At 34.2% G+C, this 20,129-nt stretch carries 17 protein-coding genes and 4 tRNA genes; 13 read left to right on the top strand and 8 right to left on the bottom strand.

The features are described 5' to 3' along the window. The first annotated feature begins 83 nt into the window (after positions 1-83). Positions 84-458, top strand: coding sequence for a large conductance mechanosensitive channel protein MscL (gene mscL, locus CGC57_RS01755; RefSeq protein WP_095897712.1), 375 nt, complete (start codon positions 84-86; stop codon positions 456-458). Positions 459-522: 64 nt separating this feature from the next. Here the strand turns inward: mscL and CGC57_RS01750 are convergent, their stop codons facing one another. From CGC57_RS01750 to murB, 4 genes are all read right to left on the bottom strand, one after another. Continuing rightward, positions 523-1,551: a quinone-dependent dihydroorotate dehydrogenase gene (locus CGC57_RS01750; protein ID WP_002681188.1), complete on the bottom strand. Its 1,029-nt coding sequence runs from the start codon at positions 1,549-1,551 to the stop codon at positions 523-525. Positions 1,552-1,574: 23 nt separating this feature from the next. Continuing rightward, entirely contained in the window at positions 1,575-3,047 is a 1,473-nt protein-coding gene (cysS, locus tag CGC57_RS01745) for a cysteine--tRNA ligase (RefSeq protein WP_002681156.1), read from the bottom strand. A gap of 63 nt (positions 3,048-3,110) precedes the next feature. After that, positions 3,111-4,061: a glycosyltransferase family 2 protein gene (locus CGC57_RS01740; protein WP_002681174.1), complete on the bottom strand. Its 951-nt coding sequence runs from the start codon at positions 4,059-4,061 to the stop codon at positions 3,111-3,113. Next, complete coding sequence (gene murB, locus CGC57_RS01735; RefSeq protein ID WP_002681216.1) at positions 4,061-5,044, bottom strand: UDP-N-acetylmuramate dehydrogenase; 984 nt, start codon at positions 5,042-5,044, stop codon at positions 4,061-4,063. Before murB ends, CGC57_RS01740 begins: the two co-directional genes overlap by 1 nt. Positions 5,045-5,355: 311 nt before the next feature. On the opposite strand from murB, the gene CGC57_RS01730 reads away from it, so the two are divergent. From CGC57_RS01730 to CGC57_RS01690, 9 genes are all read left to right on the top strand, one after another. Further along, positions 5,356-6,432, top strand: coding sequence for an AI-2E family transporter (locus CGC57_RS01730; protein WP_095897711.1), 1,077 nt, complete (start codon positions 5,356-5,358; stop codon positions 6,430-6,432). A 153-nt stretch (positions 6,433-6,585) separates the two neighbouring features. Continuing rightward, positions 6,586-8,097: a DKNYY domain-containing protein gene (locus CGC57_RS01725; protein WP_306303983.1), complete on the top strand. Its 1,512-nt coding sequence runs from the start codon at positions 6,586-6,588 to the stop codon at positions 8,095-8,097. Between the two features lie 99 nt (positions 8,098-8,196). Then, positions 8,197-9,594, top strand: a complete 1,398-nt coding sequence (gene lpdA / locus CGC57_RS01720) for a dihydrolipoyl dehydrogenase (protein ID WP_095897709.1) — start codon at positions 8,197-8,199, stop codon at positions 9,592-9,594. A 540-nt stretch (positions 9,595-10,134) separates the two neighbouring features. Then, positions 10,135-10,218 (top strand) — tRNA-Ser (locus CGC57_RS01715). A gap of 30 nt (positions 10,219-10,248) precedes the next feature. Further along, a tRNA-Pro gene (locus tag CGC57_RS01710) sits at positions 10,249-10,323 on the top strand. Positions 10,324-10,387: 64 nt separating this feature from the next. After that, positions 10,388-10,461, top strand: a tRNA-Arg gene (locus CGC57_RS01705). 166 nt (positions 10,462-10,627) lie between these two features. Next, a complete protein-coding gene (locus CGC57_RS01700) occupies positions 10,628-11,560 on the top strand; it encodes a phospholipase A (RefSeq protein ID WP_172595637.1) in 933 nt (310 codons plus the stop codon). 140 nt (positions 11,561-11,700) lie between these two features. Next, a complete protein-coding gene (locus CGC57_RS01695) occupies positions 11,701-12,318 on the top strand; it encodes a TetR/AcrR family transcriptional regulator (protein ID WP_095897707.1) in 618 nt (205 codons plus the stop codon). Between the two features lie 39 nt (positions 12,319-12,357). Continuing rightward, positions 12,358-13,704, top strand: coding sequence for a TolC family protein (locus CGC57_RS01690; protein WP_095897706.1), 1,347 nt, complete (start codon positions 12,358-12,360; stop codon positions 13,702-13,704). Between the two features lie 75 nt (positions 13,705-13,779). Here the strand turns inward: CGC57_RS01690 and CGC57_RS01685 are convergent, their stop codons facing one another. From CGC57_RS01685 to CGC57_RS01675, 3 genes are read right to left on the bottom strand one after another with little or no spacing between them, the layout of a single operon-like run. After that, on the bottom strand, positions 13,780-14,223 hold the full coding sequence (locus tag CGC57_RS01685) for a retropepsin-like aspartic protease (RefSeq protein WP_095897705.1): 444 nt from the start codon (positions 14,221-14,223) through the stop codon (positions 13,780-13,782). Then, complete coding sequence (locus tag CGC57_RS01680) at positions 14,208-15,281, bottom strand: mannose-1-phosphate guanylyltransferase (protein WP_095897704.1); 1,074 nt, start codon at positions 15,279-15,281, stop codon at positions 14,208-14,210. Before CGC57_RS01680 ends, CGC57_RS01685 begins: the two co-directional genes overlap by 16 nt. Before the next feature lie 27 nt (positions 15,282-15,308). After that, complete coding sequence (locus CGC57_RS01675; RefSeq protein WP_095897703.1) at positions 15,309-15,908, bottom strand: SprT-like domain-containing protein; 600 nt, start codon at positions 15,906-15,908, stop codon at positions 15,309-15,311. A 257-nt stretch (positions 15,909-16,165) separates the two neighbouring features. On the opposite strand from CGC57_RS01675, the gene CGC57_RS01670 reads away from it, so the two are divergent. Next, positions 16,166-16,531, top strand: a complete 366-nt coding sequence (locus CGC57_RS01670; protein ID WP_232747263.1) for a hypothetical protein — start codon at positions 16,166-16,168, stop codon at positions 16,529-16,531. A gap of 40 nt (positions 16,532-16,571) precedes the next feature. Here CGC57_RS01670 and CGC57_RS01665 read toward each other — a convergent pair whose 3' ends face one another. Then, positions 16,572-17,546 (bottom strand): deoxyhypusine synthase family protein, encoded by a 975-nt coding sequence (locus tag CGC57_RS01665; protein ID WP_002681113.1) that lies wholly within the window; start codon positions 17,544-17,546, stop codon positions 16,572-16,574. 222 nt (positions 17,547-17,768) lie between these two features. On the opposite strand from CGC57_RS01665, the gene rho reads away from it, so the two are divergent. Both rho and CGC57_RS01655 read left to right on the top strand, forming a co-directional pair. Then, the gene (rho, locus tag CGC57_RS01660; protein WP_095897701.1) at positions 17,769-19,418 is read left to right on the top strand and encodes a transcription termination factor Rho; all 1,650 of its coding nucleotides are present in this window, start codon (positions 17,769-17,771) and stop codon (positions 19,416-19,418) included. Between the two features lie 157 nt (positions 19,419-19,575). Next, a tRNA-Ser gene (locus CGC57_RS01655) sits at positions 19,576-19,660 on the top strand. Positions 19,661-20,129: the final 469 nt, after the last annotated feature.

The following is a 20,129-nucleotide window of genomic DNA, read 5'->3' as shown; positions in this document are numbered from 1 at the left end:
TCTTTTTGTATTTCAGAAAAAAGTATTATTTTTGCCCCCGAAATAAAAACAAATTATTTTTTTAACTTAAAAATTGAATTATTATGGGATTTTTAAAAGAATTTAAAGAGTTTGCTGTTAAAGGCAATGTAGTAGATTTAGCCATTGGGGTTATCATAGGGGGTGCTTTTGGTGCTATCGTATCATCATTAGTAACTGATGTTATTACACCTTTGTTGTTAACACCTGCTTTGAAAGCTACAGGTGCTGCAAATTTAGAAGGTTTGGTATGGAATGGAGTAGCTTATGGTAAGTTTTTAGCTGCTGTAATTAACTTCTTGTGTATTGCTTTTGTATTGTTTATGCTTGTAAAAGGTATTAACAAATTGAAGAAAAAAGAAGAAGAAGCTCCAGCAGCTCCTGCAGGTCCTACTCAAGAAGAACTATTGGCTGAAATTAGAGATTTATTGAAAAAATAAATAGAAGAATTTGTGTAACCGCAACACTACACATTTCAACAATTGTTTAATTAAAACCACGCCTTTATAAGGCGTGGTTCTTTTTTATGAGTTTTTTATTAATGCGTTTTATGAGCCCTGCTCCTTCGTAAATAAATCCAGTGTAAAGCTGTACTAATGAAGCTCCTGCTTCTAATTTTTCAATAGCATCCTCTTCACTAAAAATACCTCCTACACCTATGATTGGAAAGGCTTTTCCGCTTTTCTCACTTAAAAAGCGAATTACTTCCGTAGCACGATTTTTAAGTGGTTTCCCACTAAGTCCGCCAGTTTCTTTCTTGTTATTGGATAGTAATCCATCTCTGTTAATAGTTGTGTTGGTTGCAATTACTCCAGCAATATTTGTTTCTTTTACAATTTCTATTATGTCTAATAGTTGTTCATCAGTGAGATCTGGAGCAATTTTTAAGAGAATAGGTTTGGAGTTTTCTTTGGCTAAATTCTTATCTTGGAGGGTGTTTAACAACTGCTTAAGAGGTTCTTTTTCTTGTAATGAACGTAAGTTAGGGGTATTCGGAGAGCTCACATTCACTACAAAATAATCCACATAATCAAAAAGCTGTTCAAAACAAATGAGATAATCATTTACAGCTTCCTCATTAGGAGTAATTTTATTCTTCCCTATGTTGCCTCCTATTAATACACCTTTGTTTTTTTTGAGTCTCTCTACAGCCGCTACTACTCCTTCATTATTAAACCCCATACGATTGATAATTCCTTGATCGTCTATAAGGCGAAAAAGTCGTTTTTGGGGGTTCCCTGGTTGTGGTTTAGGAGTGATGGTACCTATTTCTATAAAACCAAAGCCTAAGTTGGATAACTCTTGATATAAAGTAGCGTCCTTGTCGAGCCCAGCTGCTAATCCCACAGGGTTTTTGAAGTGTAATCCAAAAACTTCTCGGTGCAAAGAAGGATGTTCTACTTGATAGATAAACCGAATGAGAGAGGGTACAAAAGGTATTTTGTGTATCAACTTCAAATATTTGAAAGTAAAGTGATGTGCCTTCTCGGGGTCGAGACTAAAAAGTAACGGACGTATGAATAACTTGTACATAGCAGTTAGCTTAAAGATTCTTTTTAATTTACAATGTAACTTGTTCCTTCCTTACCATCTTTGAGTTGGATACCCATTGCAAGGAGTTCATCTCTAATCTTGTCAGAAAGCGCCCAATCTTTATTAGCACGAGCTTCCATTCGCATATTAATAAGCAATTGGAGCACTCCATCGAGTTTGTCGTTGTTATTAACAGTTTGTTGCTCACTTTGTAGACCTAAAACATCAAAAACAAAAGCATTCATTAGAGTTTTCAGTTCGTTGAGCTCATCTACCGAAATCTTCTCATCACTATTTATCCATTTTACCATTTCAAAAAGATGAGCTATGAGAATAGGTGAATTGAAATCGTCTAAAAGGGCATCATAGCATTTTTGTTTCCATTGATCAATTTCATACGAAAGGGGACCTGGGTGTTCTAAATCGGTAGACATTTCATTCAATGTTTTTACAGCTTCCATAAGCCTTGAGAAGCCTTTTTCAGCAGCAAGCATTGCCTCATTAGAAATGTCAAGCACACTGCGGTAGTGGGCTTGCATAAAGCAGAAGCGTATCACAGCAGGAGCAAAAGGTTTTTCAAAGAAACTATTCTCTCCACTGATGAGTTGCATTGGCAATATATAATTACCAGTAGATTTACTCATACGTTGTCCATTCATAGTGAGCATATTAGCGTGCATCCAATAACGAACGGGACTTTCTCCGTGTCCTGCTTTTCCTTGTGCAATTTCACATTCGTGGTGTGGGAATTTCAAATCCATACCTCCTCCGTGAATATCAAACTGATTGCCAAGATATTTAGTACTCATCACGGTACATTCTAAGTGCCAACCTGGAAAACCATCACCCCAAGGCGACGCCCAGCGCATAATATGAGCTGGAGAAGCCTTTTTCCAAAGCGCAAAGTCCTGAGGATTGTGTTTTTCTCCTTGCCCATCTAAATCTCGAGTATTAGCAAAGAGTTCTTCTATGTTACGACGAGAAAGTTCTCCATAGTTGAGCCCGCGTTTATTGTATTCAAGTACATCAAAGTATACAGAACCATTGCTTTCATAAGCAAAGCCATCTTTCAGTAGTTTTTCGGTAAGTTGTATTTGTTCTAGTATATGTCCTGTAGCAGTAGGTTCAATGGTAGGAGGCAGTAAGTTGAATATCTCTAAAACTTTATGAAAATCTACAGTGTACTTTTGTACAATCTCCATAGGTTCAAGTTTTTCAAGACGAGATTGTTTCACAAAGCGGTCGTTATTCACATCGCCATCATCGGTAAGATGTCCTGCATCAGTGATATTACGCACATAACGTACTTTATAGCCTAAAAACTTGAGTGTGCGATATATAAAATCAAATGACATAAAGGTGCGTACATTACCTAAATGCACATTGCTGTACACAGTAGGACCACATACATACATTCCTACATTGTTTTCGTGTAAGGGTACAAAAACTTCTTTTTCTCCTGTTAAAGAATTGAATATTTTTAATTGATGATTCATTCTGATGTTATTTAAGTTTATTTATATTTACTATTTTTTTTGTAACTCGTAATTCGTAATTTGTCACTTGTTATTTGTTTTTTCTCTAATTTTATACCTCTCTTCATTACTCTTAGTCTTTAAGATGATTTCTCCTAAAAAACCAGCAATGAATAACTGTGTACCAATAAGCATAGTAGTAAGTGCAAGATAAAACTGAGGTCTATCAGCAATAAGGCGACCATTAGGGTTGATAAATAATTTATCAATTCCAAGGTAAGCTGAAAATAAGAAACCTATAAAGAACATCAGTACCCCCAATGCTCCAAAAAAATGCATTGGTCGTTTGCCAAAATGCGACAAGAAACTAATAGTGATAAGGTCTAAAAATCCGTTGATAAACCTACTCATACCAAATTTGGTAACACCATATTTGCGAGCTTGATGTTGCACTACTTTCTCAGTAATACGATTGAACCCCGCATTCTTTGCTAATACGGGAATATAGCGATGCATCTCTCCTGATACTTCAACATTCTTTACAACCTCTTGTTTGTAGGCTTTAAGCCCACAATTAAAGTCGTGAAGTGTGAGACCTGAGGTTTTACGTGCTGCCCAATTGAAAAGTTTAGAAGGTAAGTTCTTTGCTAAAACTGAGTCGTAACGTTTTTTCTTCCAGCCTGATACGAGGTCATACCCTTCTTGGGTAATCATATTGTAAAGAGCAGGAATCTCATCAGGACTGTCCTGCAGGTCGGCATCCATAGTGATCACCACATCTCCTTGTGCTTGTTTAAAGCCGGCGTGAAGCGCTTGTGATTTACCGTAGTTGCGTAAAAAGCGAATACCCTTTATGTTACTATCTTTAGCCGATAATTCTTCAATCACCTGCCAAGAATTATCAGTACTACCGTCATCTACAAAAATAATTTCGTAGGAATAACTATGTTCAGTAAGTACTTTATGTAACCACTGATAAAGTTCGGGTAACGATTCTTGTTCATTGAGTAGTGGTATGACAATTGATATATTCATTAGAAAATATTTACTTCAAATTCTAAGGTGATGCCAAATTGCTTGAGTACAGTTGCTTGTACATAATGAGCTACAGCTAAAATTTCTTTGCCAGTAGCTTTTCCATAGTTCACAAGCACTAAGGCTTGCAAGTTGTGTACTCCTGCATCTCCCTTTCTATATCCTTTGAGCCCTGCGCGATCTATCAACCAACCTGCAGGCACTTTCACTTGTGTTTCATCAATAGGGTAAGAAGGAATATCTGGATATTGAATTTTTAATTCTTCGTAATTAGTTTTTGAAATGATAGGATTTTTGAAAAAACTACCACAGTTCCCTAATGTATCAGGATTAGGCAGTTTGCTTTGGCGTATGCTTATTATTACTTCCGAGAGTTGTTTAGGAGTAGGAGAGGAGAGCCCTCTTTCTGTGAGTAGCTGTTGGATAGCCCCATATTCGGTATGCAAAAGATGATTGCGTTTGGTGAGTTTGAAAGTAACTGCTGAGATAATGTAATTGCCTTTTTCTTTTCCTTTGAAGATAGATTCTCGATAGCCAAAACTACATTCAGCATTGGTGAAAGTGCGTTTTTGTAAAGTGTGAACATTGATAGCTTCACAACTTTCCATTATATCTTTGATTTCAACTCCATAAGCTCCAATGTTTTGTATAGGAGTAGTACCTACATTTCCATAGATGAGTGAGAGGTTTTCAAGTCCACCATAACCTTGAGTTAGGGTATATTGCACAAACTGATGCCAGTTTTCACCTGCTTGTGCTTTAATCCATACATTATCATTATTTTCTTTTACAATGCTAATACCTTTCAGGAGAATATGTAATACAGGTTGTGTGATATCTTGGGTGAGTAACATATTGCTCCCTCCACCTAAAACAAAAGGATTTTTGTGTTGTTGCAAAGCCTCAACTAAAGCCTCTTCGCTGTGTATAGGGAGGTAAATGTTTGCTTTGGTATTGATATTGAAAGTGTTAGGTATTTGCATAACGGCTTATCTAAAATCACCGCGCAAAGGTAAGAGATAATTAGCAAATTAGCAAATTTAACATTGATTCTTCGCTTGTTAGCTAAGATGGTAAAAGATAAAAAACTAACTAAAAATTTGGAACTATAAATCTAAAAGAAGTATATTTGCAGTTTGTTATAGTTTTATTTGTCTATTTATGTTTGATATACTCAAAATAAATTATTTGAATGAACATATTTTCTTCTTTTTTTGTAAAAAAGAAAAATTATAAGATTTTATCAATTTAGACAAATGAAAATAGTAAGTTTTTCATTTTTCACTAATTAATTATGAACTCAAAAGAAATAGCAAAAGGCATATTACGTGCCGTAGGAATCATTGTTTTAGTAGTATTAGGCTTGTATACCCTTCATTTACTAAAATCAATTATCATTTATCTTATCGTATCATTAGTGCTAACACTAATGGGCAAACCTCTTATTTATTTTTTTCGCAAAAAGCTGAAGATAAAGAGTCAAACTCTTTGTGTGGTACTTACTATGTTACTTTTTGTATTACTCAGTATCGGAGTGTTTAGTCTGTTTATTCCATTACTCATATCACAAGGTAAGAACCTATCAAATCTTAATATTGATTTGCTGAAGGAGAACCTTGATGCTCTTATACATCAAACTCTTAGTAAAGTTGGGATAGAAAGAGAGGATTACTCTTTTGGTGTGCAAGAGATGTTAAACTTTATTGATATTCCAAACTTTCTCAACTCGTTTATTTCTTTTATCAGCGATTTTGGAGCAGGTTTCTTTTCAGTACTCTTTATTACTTTCTTCTTTATGAAAGACGGAGATAGAATACTTATTAACCTACTTTCTATTTTTTCTCCTCATAGAAAACGAAAACTAAAAAGATCTATATTTCAAATAAATAATCTCCTATCCCGATATTTTGTAGGACTCATACTCCAACTCACCATACTTTTTGTGATTTACACTATCGTCTTACTTATTTTTGGCGTACAAAATGCTTTTATTATTGCATTGCTTTGTGCTTTGCTCAATCTTATTCCATATATAGGTCCAATTATAGGGTTTGTATTAATGGCATTATTAACAATGAGCAGTAACCTGCAAAACGATTTTATGACAGTAAGTCTACCTACTACTATCTATGTACTTATAGGCTTTATTATAGGGCAATTTATTGATAATGTTTTTTCACAGCCGCTTATTTTTTCAAATTCAGTAAAATCTACCGCCTTAGAAATATTCCTCATAATTCTTATCAGTGGTACTCTTTTTGGAATGGTGGGAATGGTTGTTGCTATACCAGCCTATACCGTCCTAAAAGTAGTTTTAAAAGAATTTTTACCCAACAATAAAATAGTAGCACTACTTACTGAAAATCTATAGCTATTAATCAGCTTATTTTACTGTCATTGTTTCTTTGTTTTCAGAAAAACCTTTTAGCACAATAATATACACTCTATCTGTTTGATGCGTATGCAGATAAACATTTAGTGGTAGAAAAAATGGAGAACTTCTTGTAAGTATCTTGAGGGATATATAATCAATAAGAATTATGTAATATACCAAACTTGTGATAGTAGAAGAATTTTTATCCCCGATATAGCAAGTTTTAAGGTTAAGGGAGAAAATATATTGGCTATAGACAAAAAGGGTGTTTATTATGAAGATAAACTTGTTACTTCTGATACTTTTGGGGTTAAGATTTTGAGTTGCCGGAAAGAAAAATTCCCTAAAAAAATAGATACTTATAATAATGAGGGCTACTTTTGGCGTACAAACCATAAAGTTTTCTTTGCTAACAAAGAAATTAAAGTTTCTGATCCAGTTACTTTTCACCAAGTAACATATCATTATTATAAAGATAAACAATATCTCTACTATTATGACAAAAAAATAAAAGAAGCAGACCCTAATAGTATTCAAGGTATATATTATTACGACCTTTTGTCGGATAAAAATACTACTTATTTCAGGGGGAAGCCTCTCATGTACAAGGGAGAAAAAGTACAACAACTCACAACATTAATTTTAAAAACTTCTAAATATGTACTGCGATATTGTGGTAATGATAAAAAAACTTTTGAAGAACTCCCTAACTATTTTGATATTTCTACCCTCAAGGCTTTAAGTGATTGCTACTTAATAGATAAAAACTATATCTACTATGAGAATCCTATCAATACTAAAGACTTTAGACTCCCTATTCCAAAAGAAAATTTTAATAAAGTAAAAGTTTTTAATCGCTATATTACTGATGAGGAAATTGTTTATAGAGGGAATTTGCCTATACAAGAATATGACCCAGTTACTTTTGGCGGATTTCCTAATAATCAATTTTATGTGTATGACAAAAATGGTATATATGATGGACTTCGGAAATATCCTATTGATTGTACAAAACAACCTGTGTATGGAGAAAATCTTTTCTATATCAATGAAAATGATGTAATCCTTTATGAGAATCAGTTGTTTTTTCCTTTTGAAGATTTGCTTGTTAAAAATCTTACTCAGGAACAAGTGCAACAAGTAAAAGAGGAGAATACAGTTATTATTAATACATTGCGTAATAGACGAATTAAAGAAGAAAAACTATTTTATGAGGATTTGTATAAGGCAAATAATACTATATACATAGGAACAACCCCTCAGAATGTAGATACTGCTACTTTTGAGAAGCTAACCAGTATCTTCTATAAAGATAAAAATAATGTTTACTATTATGATATTTGGGACGATAAAGAAAAACTTATTATTTTCAAAGGTTATGACGATATCTCTACCCTAAAAAGTATTGGTAATAATCTTCTAGCAGATAAAAACTATCTGTATTTTGGTAGGAGAAAACTTATCAAGAATCAAAATGTAGAAATATTGGCTATTTACACAGGGTATCGTCCATCTTGTAGTCACGATGATCCTTATACCAATTACTATTTGTTGAAAAATAGTGAGGGGTATTGGCTTGCTGAATTAGGAGGTGATGCTAAAATTCGCTTCTTAGGGAATAAACTCAATGAGCTATTTTTCAGAGATTTAAATGATAAATAATAATGAAAAATATCAAAAAAAAGAAAATAATAGGTGGCTATTCAAAAAAATATTTGTAACTTTGTAGCCTAATATCAAAATTGATAAATTTTAAAAGAAATGAGTAAATACGACGTTATTGTATTAGGAAGTGGTCCTGGTGGTTATGTTACTGCTATTCGCGCTTCTCAGTTAGGTTTTAAAACCGCTGTTATCGAAAAAGAAAATCTTGGTGGTATCTGCCTTAACTGGGGTTGTATCCCTACTAAAGCTTTGCTAAAATCAGCACAAGTATTTGAATACTTAAAACACGCTGAAAATTATGGTATTACAGTAAAAAAAGGGTCTTTCGATAAAGACTTTTCTGCAGTAATCAAACGTAGCCGCGATGTAGCATCTACAATGAGCAAAGGTGTACAGTTCTTAATGAAAAAGAACAAAATAGATGTTATTATGGGCTATGGTACACTTAAACCAGGTAAAAAAGTAGATGTAAAAGATAAAGATGGTAAAGTAACTGAATACAGTGCCGACCATATCATTATCGCTACTGGAGCTCGTTCACGTGAGTTACCTGCTCTTCCCCAAGACGGTAAAAAAATCATTGGTTATCGTCAAGCACTTACTCTTCCAGAGCAACCTAAAAAAATGATTGTAGTAGGTAGTGGTGCTATTGGTATTGAGTTCGCTTACTTCTACAATGCTATGGGTACCGAAGTAACTATTGTAGAGTTTATGCCTAATATAGTTCCTGTAGAAGATGAGGATATTTCAAAACAACTTGAAAAGAGCCTCAAAAAATCAGGTATCAATATTATGACTTCTGCAGAAGTAACCAAAGTTGATACTTCAGGTAAAGGTGTAAAAGCATTCGTGAAAACCGCTAAAGGAGAAGAAGTGCTCGAAGCTGATATTTTGCTCTCTGCTGTAGGTATCAAAACGAATATAGAAAATATTGGTTTAGAAGCAGTTGGTATCAAAACTGAACGTGATAAAATTCAAGTAAATGAATTCTATCAAACTAACGTTCCTGGTTATTATGCTATTGGTGACGTAGTACCAGGACAAGCCTTAGCACACGTAGCTTCTGCCGAAGGTATCATCTGTGTAGAAAAAATCAAAGGTATGCACGTAGAACCTCTTAACTATGGCAACATACCTGGTTGTACTTATTGTACTCCTGAAATAGCTTCAGTAGGTCTTACTGAAAAACAAGCTAAAGAAAAAGGCTATGAAATAAAAGTAGGTAAATTCCCATTCACTGCCTCTGGTAAAGCTAATGCCGCAGGAACTACCGAAGGTTTCATCAAAGTAATCTTCGATGTTAAATATGGTGAATGGTTAGGCTGCCATATGATTGGAGCTGGTGTTACTGATATGATTGCTGAAGCTGTAGTAGCTCGTAAATTAGAAACTACAGGTCACGAAATCATCAAAGCTGTACACCCTCACCCTACTATGAGCGAAGGCGTAAAAGAAGCTGTAGCCGCTGCTTATGGTGAAGCTATTGATATTTAATTAGTACTTACAAATTTAAACAAATATCTAAAAACTCCAAGTAACACAATTGCTTGGAGTTTTTTAATATTTTGCTGTTTGGTATCGTCTACATTCAATATAAAATAACGTCAGTTCGATATAACAGAACATTGATTTACAGCTTTGTAACATAATATATTCACAAAATAATTCACCGTCAGGTGAAAATTCGTGAGATAATAAAAAAATAAAGACTTTTATACACTCCCAAATTCGTGAAAATTTGTGAAATTCGTGGGAGATTTAAAACATTTTGCTGATTATTTAATAATTACTTACGTCGAACTCACGTTAAAATAAATGATGAAGTACAATTTTGGAAGAGAAAAGGTATAGAAAAATAAGTGATATATTTTTTTCAAAACAAAAATATGTAAACACTATATGTTTGATAAATAACTGTTTACTAAATACTTTATAAAAAATATCAAAAAAAGTTTACAAAAAACTTGCAAGAAATGAAAAATCGTTATACCTTTGCAACCGCAAAACAGAAATAATAAGTTCATATACATAAATGGAGAGGTGCCGGAGTGGTAACGGAGCAGATTGCTAATCTGTCGGCGGGTAACCGTCGCCTGGGTTCGAGTCCCAGTCTCTCCGCATCTAAATGTACTCATTAGATAAGTTTCTCGGGGCGTAGCGTAGTCCGGTCATCGCGCCTGGTTTGGGACCAGGAGGTCGCAGGTTCGAATCCTGCCGCCCCGACAATAAAATATTTCATTAATGTTCCTTTTAGTGGCATTTTTGAAATATTTTTTTTGAAATATAGGGTCACGTAGCTCAGCTGGATAGAGCATCTGCCTTCTAAGCAGACGGTCACAGGTTCGAATCCTGTCGTGATCACGAGAATTTGTTTCATTTTGTATTAAAATTTATGTTCGAAATAACGCAGAGTTTCCGCTCTGCGTTATTTTGTTTTAAAGAGTGAGTGCCCCTTTTTATTTTAGAAAACTTTTTTTGTTTATAAAGTTTTTATCAGTACCTTTGCACCTGCAAAACAAAGAACAGAATAATGAAACACTCCTTATTTATACTATTTTTAGCAACATCATCTTTTATTTTTTCCCAAGAAACAATAAAAGATTCTTTACAAGAACTCCCTAAAGTAGATCAGAAAGCTTATAGAAAAGCGCAATTAGAACGCACTTTGTCAAAAATGTGGGAACTCGACCGTGAAGACCAACGCGGTACTTTTAAACTCGTAGAATATCTCCCTATGTATGTAATGCCATTCCGCTTTACTGATAAACCTACAGAACAACCTGTAAGTCTTAACCCTAATCGTCCAATACCCGAATGGAGAGATTATCAACACATAGAAACAAAATTTCAAGTAAGCCTAAAAGCTAAAATTATGCAAGACGCTTTTGGTAAAGGCGATGTCTGGGTTGCTTTTACTCAACAATCCTATTGGCAGATGTATAATGGCGAACTCTCACGTCCATTTAGAGAATTGAATTATGAACCCGAACTCATCTTTACCTATCCACTCAACTTCTCAGCAGGGAACCTAAAAATGAAAATGATAGGCTTATCCGTAAATCACCAGTCAAATGGTAAAGAAGCGGCACATTCCCGCAGTTGGAACAGGATTATTTTATCAGGTATTTTCCTATGGAATGATTTAATGGTTAATAGCCGTTTCTGGTGGCGTTTCTCAGAAAAGGCAAGAGAAGATGACAATCCCGATATTGAGAATTATATAGGACGTTGTGAATTGAGCATTGCTTACCCCTTCCGTAAAAATGTTTTTAATTTGAGAGTGAGGAATAATTTAAATTTTAATAATAATCGTGGACACGTAGAGCTGAACTGGATATACCCGCTCAGTCGCGATCTTCGTATTCTCTTGCAGGTATCCCACGGTTATGGCGATTCCCTTATCGATTATAATTATAAACAAACAGTTGTAGGCGTAGGATTTACCTTCTTAAGCCTTTAAGTAAAACAATCTTACCCTTTACCTCTTACTTCTTATCTAAAATAAAGGAAACTTTTTTTGTTTATTAAGTTTTTTCATTGTATCTTTGCCCCCGAAAACAAGATGATTAATAAATCAGTAAATCAACAAATTAATATAGTATGAAAGAGGATATTGTAAAGCGCGCTTTAAATGACTTTATGCAGTACGGGTTTAAAACCTTTACTATGGATGATTTGGCTAACAAAATGGGGATGTCTAAAAAGACACTTTATGAGTATTTTCCCTCTAAAAACGACTTGGTAGAAGCTACATTAGATTACGCTTTAGAGATCAGTTGTAAAAATGCAGATACTTTTGTACAAGGAGAAGGTTCTGTGATAGAAAATGTATACCGCAACCAAAAAAAGGTTCAGGAAGTTTTTAACATCAATAGCGACCGCCCTATTTGGGAGCTACAAAAATACTATCCTAAAACATACGAACGTATGGAAGGCGAGTTTGCTAAAACTGATGCACTTTTTATAGATAAACTCTTAGAAAAGGGTTGGCAAGAAGGTCTTTTTAGAAAAGATATCAATGTGAACTTCTATAAAGTTTTCTATACTAGTGTACAACGTCTCCGTTCCATAACACGTACTTTCCCTGAAAGAGAATTTCCCTTCTGGGAAACTATCTATACCATTTTAGAGTACTTTTTCAGGATACTTGTCAATGAAAAAGGACTTAAAGAATTAGAGCGAGTATTAGAACAAGAAAGAAAACAAAAAATAAACTAATTTCAGTTGCTAACAACTAATGACTAAAAATAAATATCAATGAAAAAAATCATTACAAGTACTTTGTTGTGCCTCAGTTTTATGAGCTTTGCACAACAAAAAGAATTGACTTTAAAAGAGGCTATTCGTTATGCTTTAGAAAATAAAGCAGATGCTGAGAAAGCGCGATTAGAAGTGACCAAAGCCAATTATAAGATACAAGAAGTACGTGCTAATGCATTGCCTAATATTTCAGCTTCAGGCGGTATGGTATACAATCCTAAATTACAAGCCACTTATATTGATGGTAGTACCTTTGCTTTTCCAGGTATGCCAGCAAGTGATGAACCATTAAAAATGGAAATGGGACAAAAATGGTCTGCTAATGCTGAAGCTAAACTTACCCAAGTACTCTTCAATCAATCGGTATTTATGGGACTAAAAGCAGCGCGTACTACCCGTGAATTCTATATGCTCAATCAACAACTTACTGAAAATGATATTATAGAAAAGGTAGCCAAAGCTTACTATCAAGTATATCAAACCCGGCAAACATTGGAAAATATAGAAAGTAATTTGGCACTTACCGAGAAAACAGCTAATGTAGTAAAAGGATTAAACCAATCTGGTTTATCTAAAAAAATAGATCTCGATCGCACCACAGTGGCTGTAAACAATCTTAAATCGGCACGCCAGCAAGCGCTTAACGGATTACAACTTTCCGAAAATGCACTTAAATATATGATAGGAATGCCTATGAATGAGTCGATTACATTGCCTAAAGAAGGATTTGAAGCTAATTATGATTTGGCTTTCGATAAAGGAAATACCAATAACCGTATAGAGTTGCAAGTGCTTGAAAAACAAAAACAACTTTTAGATATTAATGTAAAGGTACAGCGTGCAGCACTCTATCCATCATTAGCTTTGCAAGCTACCTATGGATATTTGAGTATGGGACCTAAAACACCCATTTTTTATGGTAAAAAAGATAAAGTATATGGTTCTGATTATTCAGCTATCACTTTAGGATTGAACATACCTATTTTCTCAGGTTTTGGTACACGTGCTAAAATACGTCAAGCTCAGATAGAAAGTCAAGCACTTGAAGCTACACTTAAAGATACTCGTTTGGCAATGGATTTGGCTTATGAAAATGCTCGTAGCCAGCTCACCAATAACCTCCTTACTATCGATTCACAAAAAGAAAACGTAAAACTCGCTGAAGAGGTGTTACTCAATACTCAAAACAATTATCGACAAGGGTTAGCTTCTCTCACTGATTTATTAGAAGCTGAACGCTCACTATCTGATGCTAAAAATAACTATACTACTGCCTTGTTAGACTATAAGTTGGCAGAAATTGAACTGCTAAAATCACAAGGGAAGTTAGAGACGATGAAGTAAGAAAATCCCATATCAAATCATAGAAGAAAAAAGAGGCTACCTAAACAAAATTTTGGTAGCCTCTTTTTATAAGTTTTAACGAAGTAAATACAACTTCTTTTTGGAGTAATCTATCACAGCTTTTTTCTTCAGGAGTAAATCAGCTCCTATAACACCATGTACGGGAAGTAAATTAAATTGTTGTAAAGCTTCGTTTACGTGAGTCAAATTAAATAAAACTAAAGGAATCCTGCGAATACTTAATGAACCTATTTCTAAGTGATTTTTTATAGCGACTTGTGTTTCCATAGCACTTGCTCCTGCACCAGCAACTTTTATTTCTGAATCTTCAGCTTCTAAATTGAAATAGGTTATCCACTCTATTCCTACACACGTATTAGAAGCTCCTGAGTCTAAAATAAAACGTCCTTCAATACCATTGATTTTGGCTTGCACTATAAGATGTTGAGTAAGAGTAAGTTCAAGAGGGATGGCGATATATCCTTTCTCTAGGAGTAATTTGTTTAATGTAAGTCCCATTTGCTTTTTACTTCATTTACTATTTCCTTAATATTCTGTTCTTTTGCTTTTGGGTAGATGAGCAAAACATCATCTCTGTCTACTACAATGTAGTCTTTAAGTCCATCTATTACTACAAATTTAGCGCCTTCAGTACGGATAATATTGTTTTCAGCATCTTTGAGTAATACTCTTGCGTTGATAACGGCATTTTGAGCACTATCTTTTGGTGATTTTTCATGTAAAGACCCCCAAGAACCTAAGTCATTCCAATCAAAATTAGCAGGAAGTACGTAAATATTAGTAGAAGGTTCTAAAATAGCATAGTCTACTGATATATTTTCAGCTTCAGGGTAGGCTTTAGCTATAAAGTCTACTTCATTTTCAGTATTATAAGTATCTTCTCCTTTTTCAAAGAGTTTATACATAGTAGGTTGATAGACTTTATAAGCGTTGAGTACAGTTTGGGTACTCCATATAAAAATACCTGCATTCCACAAAAAGTTACCTTGTTTTAAAAACTCTTTAGCAGTAGTGTAATCGGGTTTTTCACGAAACTGATTTACTTTTTTGATATTGGTATTGTCGTCTTTATTGTATTGTATATAGCCGTAACCCGTGTTAGGGAAGGTAGGTACGATTCCTAAAGTGAAGATATTATCAGCCTTTTGAGCAGCATTAAAACACGTAATCACATTGTGCATAAAAGCCTTTTCGTCTTCAATCCATGCATCACTGGGGGCTACAATCATTACTCCATTAGGGTTGCGCTTGTTCACTTTCATTGCCGCATAAAGTATGCAAGGAGCTGTATTACGCATACAAGGTTCTAATACCAAGTTTTTAGGTAATATATTAGGAATTTGTTCTTCTACAATTTCCTTGTATCGTTCGTTTGTGAGAATGAGAATATTTTCTTGAGGGATAAACTTCTGCAAGCGCGAATAAGTGCGTTGCAAGAGCGTTTGTCCTGTACCGAGCATATCGTGGAATTGTTTAGGGTATTCAGTAGTACTTACAGGCCAAAAGCGCGAACCTACTCCGCCAGCCATAATCACTGCATAATAATTGTTCACCATATATTTGTAATATTTTAATTCAGTTTTTTAACTTTTAATAAGTTCAACCTCAGCGTGAGGTTGAAAAATGTATTTTTTGCCAGAACTTATTTCTACACAATCATAACATTTCACGCGGCGTTGCCCTTTGCGAAATACGCGTCCATCCTTGATACGAAATGTACTTCCTGTCGGAATTTCATAAATAAAACTTACATTTTCACTCGTGTCAAATTGCTTGAGAGCTATAGCCAATACGGGGTCAACATCACTGCTGGACATAGGGTTTAAAAAATGTCGTTGCAATACACCTAATAATTGTTGGGGAAATATTTCTGGAGTGATAAAAGGTATCATTAGTTGTTGGAAAGTGTATTTCCATTCGTTGCCGTGTGGTTTGATAAGTCTGCCAAACCGTTCAAAAGCTATCAAATGTGCTACTTCGTGAATAAAGGTTATCAAAAAGCGGTATTTATTAGCAGTAGCATTCATTGTAATGAGATGTTGCCCGTTAGGAAGTTGCCGATAATCTCCGTGTCTTGTTTTTCGCTCGTTTACAATACGCAAATAAATATTGTTTGCCTTAATGAGCTCAAAACAAGGAGTTACAGCGTTTTCGGGTAAATATTTAAATAAAATTTCTCTCATAGTTTGCAAATGTACAAATAATATTTTACATCTGCAAAAAAAATAATCAATTGTAAATTTATAAACTCGTGAATTTTCTTTATCTTTGCCGTGCTTGTAAATTATAGAAAAATATGTCGTTCATAAGTTATTTAAAATTTCTTATAAAATCAACAAATCAACACGGAGTGCATTCTCCTTTTATCTACAACTTTGTAACTCGTTGTTTGTACAATAAACAGTTAGTAAAACCAAAAGAATTTGCTAATTATCCATCAATGATATCTAGAAAACAATTTATTTCATTGCTGAAGATAATTCGTTATTTGGAAGTGAAAACTATTTTTACAGATGAAAAGGAACTCTCTGTAAACGAAAATTGTAGTCTTGTAACCCAATTACAAACTGCAACGACTTACGATCTTATTTTTATCAATTATCCGAAAGAAAATTTGGATTTTTATTTGAATTATATGCACAATGATAGTATTTTCATCATCAATAATATTCACCGAAAAGAAAATGAACCTTTATGGAGAAAACTTATAGAAAATGAAAAAGTTACTGCTTGTATAAATGTATATTATCAAGGGTATATTTTTATAAGAAGAGAACAGCCTAAAGAGGTTTTTTATATAAGATAAGAGGTAAGAAAAATAAAATCTTACCTCTTATTTCTATTTCTTATTTGCCAAGAAGATAGGCAAAAATAAGTGGAGCTACAATAGTAGCATCCGATTCTACAATAAATTTAGGGGTGTCAATATCTAATTTACCCCAAGTGATTTTCTCATTAGGTACAGCTCCTGAGTATGAGCCATAGCTAGTGGTTGAGTCAGAAATCTGACAGAAGTATGACCAAAATGGTACATCTTCCCATTCCAAGTCTTGATACATCATAGGTACTACACAAATAGGAAAATCTCCAGCTATACCACCTCCTATTTGGAAGAACCCTACGCCTTTACCTCCTGAATTTGCACGGTACCATTCGGTGAGGTAAATCATATATTCAATACCTGTTTTCACAGTAGAGGCTTTTAAATTCCCTTTGATTACATTGGCTGCAAAAATATTACCAGTGGTTGAATCTTCCCAACCAGGGCAAACGATAGGTAAATTCTTTTCGGCAGCTGCTAATATCCAAGAATTTTTAGGGTCAATTTCGTAATATTGCTCTAATACACCTGATTTTACTACTTGGTATAAAAATTCGTGAGGGAAATAGCGTTCACCTTTACTTTCGGCTGCATGCCATACATCTTCCAAGTGTTTTTGTAAACGACGAAAAGCTTCTTCCTCAGGAATACAAGTATCAGTTACACGATTGTAATGTCCATCAAGAAGCTCTCTTTCTTGCTCAGGAGTGAGGTCGCGATAGTGTGGTACACGTTTGTAATGAGAGTGTGCCACAAGGTTCATTACATCCTCTTCAAGGTTAGCCCCTGTACACGAGATGATATCTACTTTACCCGCACGAATCATCTCAGCAAGTGAAATTCCTAATTCTGCCGTACTCATTGCTCCAGCAAGTGCCACGAGCATTTTTCCGCCTTCAGTAATATGGGTTTCATACCCTTTAGCAGCATCTACTAAAGCTGCTGCATTGAAGTGTAAAAAGTTTTTCTCAATGAATTGAGAAATAGGTCCTTTACTCATCTTTGATTAGTTTAAAAATCTAAATTATTCGGCAAAGATATAAATAATCTATCAATTTAGCAAATTAATATTTTGTATATCAAAAATATTTCGTATCTTTGCCGCGTTTTCAGTACCTCTACAAAATTCTATTCAATAATATCTTAATTTAAAAAGAGGAAAAAAACACTATCTTATTCTACTGAAAAAAATCATTTACTTTATTAACAACTATTTTATAAAATGTCTAACATTACAGATTTAAAATCTAAAAAGCTACCTGAATTACAGGAAATAGCAAAGGGGCTAAATGTGCCTAAGTATCGTTACTTAAACAAGCCCGAACTTATCAATCAAATTATTGATTTTCAAGAAAAACAAACCAATCAAACTCCTCAAGAACTTCCTAAAAAAACTGCTGCTATAACAGCTAAAAACTCTAACTCACCATCTAAAAAAGAACGAAAGAAAAAAATAGATGCCCCTCAAAAAGTAGGAAGCTCTAAACAAGAGAATCTACCTAAAAATGCAATAAATAAAGAAACAACGGAAGACAATAAAGTAGAGATAAAAACAGACACTAAACCTAATTTTCAACGAAAAAATAATACTCCTACACCTCCTTCTACTAACAATAATCAATCTAAAACACCTCTCCCTTCAAATAATAACAATAATGGTAATATTGCAAACAATAGCAGTAACAACTATCTAAATTCCAATAATGAAAACTTTGATAAGGAGAAAAAAAATCGTTATAGAGCTCCTGATTTTGAGTTTGATAGTATTGTAGATTGTGAAGGTGTTTTGGATATTACCCCAGAAGGCTACGGCTTCTTGCGCTCTTCAGATTATAACTACTTAGCTTCTCCTGATGATATCTATGTATCAGCTTCTCAAATCCGTTTGTTTGGTTTGCAAACAGGAGATACAGTTCACGGAGAAGTCCGTCCACCTAAAGATGGTGAAAAATATTATCCACTTCTTAAAGTGATTAAAATTAATGGTTTAGATCCTCAAGTAGTGCGTGATCGCGTACTTTTTGAACACCTCACTCCACTTTTTCCTACCGAAAAATTTGAATTAGCAGGTAAAGGAGCAACGATTTCTACACGTCTTATCGACCTTTTTGCACCTATAGGAAAAGGACAGCGTGGAATGATTGTAGCACAACCTAAAACGGGGAAAACAATGTTGTTGAAGGATATTGCTAATGCTATCAGCAAAAATCACCCTGAAGTATATTTGATGGTGCTTCTCATTGACGAACGTCCTGAAGAGGTAACAGATATGCAACGTAGTGTACGTGGAGAAATTATTTCCTCTACCTTTGATAAAGAAGCTTCTGAACATGTGAAAATAGCCAATATAGTCCTTGAAAAAGCTAAACGATTAGTAGAATGTGGTCACGATGTGGTGATACTATTAGATTCTATTACACGATTGGCTCGAGCTTATAACACTGTACAGCCAGCTTCAGGGAAAGTGCTTACAGGTGGGGTAGATGCCAATGCACTTCATAAACCTAAACGTTTCTTTGGGGCTGCCCGCAATATAGAAAATGGTGGTTCTCTTTCTATTATAGCTACCGCACTTACTGAAACAGGTTCTAAAATGGATGAGGTAATATTTGAAGAGTTTAAAGGAACCGGTAATATGGAGTTGCAGTTAGACCGCCGTATTGCTAACCGCCGTGTCTTCCCTGCTATAGATCTAATGGCATCATCTACTCGTCGTGACGATTTGCTTTTAGAGGAAAATACGCTCAATCGCATCTGGGTATTGCGTAAATATTTAGCTGATATGAACCCTATAGAAGCAATGGAGTTTATGGAAAAACAAATCAAACAAACTCGAAATAACGAAGAGTTTTTAGCGACAATGAATAACTAATCATTTAAAAGTTGTTTTTTGTATTTCTTGTAAAACAATAAGTTATAAAATAAGTTAAAAAAACATCGCAATTTTTTGCTTCAAAAATTTGCAAGTAATAAAAATAGTTGTACCTTTGCACCCGCATAATTGAAATGACAATAGCAGTTGTGCAATTGGAGAGATGGCAGAGCGGTCGAATGCGGCGGTCTTGAAAACCGTTGAGGGTAACACCTCCGGGGGTTCGAATCCCTCTCTCTCCGCATTAAATTAAAGGGTGTAAATCAGGTAGTTTCAAGATTTACGCCCTTTTTTACATCTAAAAATATTGAATGATTTTTTTATTTCCTCTTCATATTTTTTCAGATTTTCTTAAAATTAAGATTCTCATAATCCGCAAATTGAATATTAGTTTATAAAAATGGAATGTACATTTTTTTGAGGATTTTTCATATAGATATGAAATATAAATGTAGTTAAAATATAGTGTCTTTATGCCTACTTACCTCTCAAAATAATTATGTTATATTGATAAATTTTGCATTATGTGATAATTTATTTGTTGTTGTACTAATGTTAATTTTTGAATAGATTAGCTTTATCAGCACTTAAAATTAGAAAAGTCTTTTCTAAATTAGTTGCTTGTGTTTTTTTGTAATTTATCTTTTATGTTTTTTCAATATTCAATTGCACATCACAATTTGTTAATGTTAATATTTTTTGTAAATTTGT

It is taken from the genome of Capnocytophaga sputigena, from assembly GCF_002302495.1.
GTDB classification, from domain to species: Bacteria; Bacteroidota; Bacteroidia; order Flavobacteriales; family Flavobacteriaceae; genus Capnocytophaga; species Capnocytophaga sputigena.
Note: the sequence above shows the minus strand (reverse complement) of the source record. Positions and strands in the feature narration are given on the sequence as shown.

Bases quoted from the DNA above. Each gene is read 5' to 3' on its own strand.
- CGC57_RS01730 (WP_095897711.1), top strand. From the start codon at position 5,356: ATGAACTCAAAAGAAATAGCAAAAGGCATATTACGTGCCGTAGGAATC.
- CGC57_RS01740 (WP_002681174.1), bottom strand. From the start codon at position 4,061: ATGAATATATCAATTGTCATACCACTACTCAATGAACAAGAATCGTTA.
- CGC57_RS01695 (WP_095897707.1), top strand. From the start codon at position 11,701: ATGAAAGAGGATATTGTAAAGCGCGCTTTAAATGACTTTATGCAGTAC.
- CGC57_RS01750 (WP_002681188.1), bottom strand. From the start codon at position 1,551: ATGTACAAGTTATTCATACGTCCGTTACTTTTTAGTCTCGACCCCGAG.
- murB (WP_002681216.1), bottom strand. From the start codon at position 5,044: ATGCAAATACCTAACACTTTCAATATCAATACCAAAGCAAACATTTAC.
- lpdA (WP_095897709.1), top strand. From the start codon at position 8,197: ATGAGTAAATACGACGTTATTGTATTAGGAAGTGGTCCTGGTGGTTAT.
- rho (WP_095897701.1), top strand. From the start codon at position 17,769: ATGTCTAACATTACAGATTTAAAATCTAAAAAGCTACCTGAATTACAG.
- CGC57_RS01690 (WP_095897706.1), top strand. From the start codon at position 12,358: ATGAAAAAAATCATTACAAGTACTTTGTTGTGCCTCAGTTTTATGAGC.
- CGC57_RS01675 (WP_095897703.1), bottom strand. From the start codon at position 15,908: ATGAGAGAAATTTTATTTAAATATTTACCCGAAAACGCTGTAACTCCT.
- cysS (WP_002681156.1), bottom strand. From the start codon at position 3,047: ATGAATCATCAATTAAAAATATTCAATTCTTTAACAGGAGAAAAAGAA.
- CGC57_RS01685 (WP_095897705.1), bottom strand. From the start codon at position 14,223: ATGGGACTTACATTAAACAAATTACTCCTAGAGAAAGGATATATCGCC.
- CGC57_RS01665 (WP_002681113.1), bottom strand. From the start codon at position 17,546: ATGAGTAAAGGACCTATTTCTCAATTCATTGAGAAAAACTTTTTACAC.
- CGC57_RS01680 (WP_095897704.1), bottom strand. From the start codon at position 15,281: ATGGTGAACAATTATTATGCAGTGATTATGGCTGGCGGAGTAGGTTCG.
- CGC57_RS01670 (WP_232747263.1), top strand. From the start codon at position 16,166: ATGATATCTAGAAAACAATTTATTTCATTGCTGAAGATAATTCGTTAT.
- mscL (WP_095897712.1), top strand. From the start codon at position 84: ATGGGATTTTTAAAAGAATTTAAAGAGTTTGCTGTTAAAGGCAATGTA.